Raw genomic sequence first — 1,150 nt, 5'->3', positions numbered from 1 at the left:
CTGGCCCTGCCCGAGTCCGGCAGCGGCCCCGGTCTGGTGATTGCGCAGGAGATCTTCGGCGTCAACCACACGATGCGCGAGGTGGCCGACTACTACGCCGAGGAAGGTTATGTCGTGCTCGTGCCCGACCTGTTCTGGCGCCAGCAGCCCGATGTGGAGCTCGGCTACAGCGAGGCCGACTGGCAGCGCGCCTTCGGCTTCTACCAGGGCTTCGACGAGGCCAAGGGCATGGAAGACATGCAGAGCGCCATCGATGCGCTGCGCGCCCTGCCCGAGGTGGGCGGCGGCAAGGTCGGCGTGCTCGGTTTCTGCCTGGGCGGCAAGCTGGCCTACCTGGCGGCCTGCCGCACCGATGCGGACGTGTCGGTGGGCTACTACGGCGTGGGCATCGAGGCCGCGCTGGGCGAGGCCGACAACATCGGGCGGCCGCTGACGCTGCACATCGCAGAGCTCGACAAGTTCTGCCCGCCCGAAGCGCGCGAACGCATCGTGCAGGCGCTCAAGGGCCGCCCCGGCGTGGCGCTGCACGTCTACCCCGGTGTCGACCATGCCTTTGCACGCGCCGGCGGCGAGCATTTCCACAAGCCCTCGGCGCTGATGGCCCACGAGCGCAGCATTGCCGCGCTCAAGGCCGCCATCGGCCCGCACCACGACCTCTCGGCGCTGTGGGACAAGCACTGCGAATACGAGTTCGGCACCCGCAATGTCGACGACACCATGTCCACCATGGTGGCCGAGCCGTATGTGAATCACATTCCGACCATGACCGGCGGCGTGGGCTACAAGGCGCTGCACGCCTTCTATACGAACCACTTCGTCAACAGCAATCCGCCCGACACCTCGCTCGTGCCGATCTCGCGCACGGTGGGCGCCACGCAGGTGGTCGACGAGATGCTCTTCAGCTTCACCCACACCACCGAAATCCCATGGATGCTGCCGGGGGTGGCGCCCACCGGCAAGCGCGTGGAAATCCCGCTGCTCGCGGTGGTCAAGTTCCGCGGCGACAAGCTCTACCACGAGCACATCTACTGGGACCAGGCCAGCGTGCTGGTGCAGGTGGGCCTGCTCGATCCGAAGCTGCTTCCCGTGGCGGGCGTGGAGACGGCGCGCAAGCTGCTCGACGAAACCCTGCCTTCGAACACGCTGATGC

General features: G+C 67.4%; 1 protein-coding gene. It reads left to right on the top strand.

From position 1 onward, the window contains the following. Nucleotides 1-1,150 (top strand): dienelactone hydrolase family protein (locus EJO66_RS32480; RefSeq protein WP_125967295.1); only part of this gene is annotated, 1,150 nt, incomplete at both ends.

It is taken from the genome of Variovorax beijingensis (assembly GCF_003951285.1).
Lineage (GTDB): Bacteria > Pseudomonadota > Gammaproteobacteria > Burkholderiales > Burkholderiaceae_C > Variovorax > Variovorax beijingensis.
The sequence above is the reverse complement of the archived record's forward strand: the minus strand, read 5'-3'. Positions and strand labels throughout refer to the sequence as shown.